General features: G+C 62.0%; 1 protein-coding gene and 1 pseudogene. Both read left to right on the top strand.

Going from position 1 to position 1,010, the window contains the following annotated elements; translation table 11 throughout:
- Window positions 1-258 (top strand): annotated as a pseudogene (locus tag AC1D0Z_RS22725) (hypothetical protein); the annotation flags it as partial.
- A gap of 28 nt (window positions 259-286) precedes the next feature.
- Window positions 287-940, top strand: a complete 654-nt coding sequence (locus AC1D0Z_RS22720; RefSeq protein ID WP_477660395.1) for a hypothetical protein — start codon at window positions 287-289, stop codon at window positions 938-940.
- The last annotated feature ends 70 nt before the right edge of the window (window positions 941-1,010 follow it).

Raw genomic sequence — 1,010 nt, 5'->3', positions numbered from 1 at the left:
AACGTGGCCGGCGCAGCACTGGGCGCCACCACCGCCGGCTTCACCAATGCCGCCATCACCCACCCCGCATTCAGCGCTGCCACCGGGRCAGGCCCCAATGCGGGCACGGCCACCACCTTGACCGCCACCAACAAGGTGGTCCGTGTCGAAGGCAAATGGACCTACACCTATCTCAATACAACGGTTCCCGCAGCCGGCACCTATGGCGGCACCGTCGCCAAAAACGGCCGCATCACCTATACCGCCACCCAGCTCTAACTTTCAACATTAACCCTCAGGACACATCATGAAAAAAATCCTTCTTGTCAGTTCCCTCGGTCTCATCGGTCTGCTCAGCGCTACCGCCCATGCGGAATCCACATTCAACGGCGCCGCAACAACTGGCACAACGGCCGCTGCGCGCGTGGATTTTTCCATCGTCATTCCGCAGGTGCTGTTCCTGCGTGTTGGCACCAGCTCCGGCAATACGGCAACCGATGGCACGATTGACAGCGTGACCTTCACGGTTCCTGGCGCCARTGTGGGYRACRGCACGGTGATCGCCGGCGTAGGCGGAGACCTGACCGCAGGTGCCGTGACAGTGCGTGTCTACGGCAACGGCGGCAACATTACCCTGAATTCCGCCACCACCGGCCCCCTGACGACGGGTACCGCCGGCGAGGTGATCCCCTGGAGCCAGATCAACGTGGCCGGCGCAGCACTGGGCGCCACCACCGCCGGCTTCACCAATGCCGCCATCACCCACCCCGCATTCAGCGCTGCCACCGGGRCAGGCCCCAATGCGGGCACGGCCACCACCTTGACCGCCACCAACAAGGTGGTCCGTGTCGAAGGCAAATGGACCTACACCTATCTCAATACAACGGTTCCCGCAGCCGGCACCTATGGCGGCACCGTCGCCAAAAACGGCCGCATCACCTATACCGCCACCCAGCTCTAACTTTCAACATTAACCCTCAGGACCCTATACCGCCACCCAGCTCTAACTTTCAACATTAACCCTCAGGACA

This window comes from Polaromonas sp. P1_E3 (genome assembly GCF_056405935.1).
The sequence above is the reverse complement of the archived record's forward strand: the minus strand, read 5'-3'. Positions and strand labels throughout refer to the sequence as shown.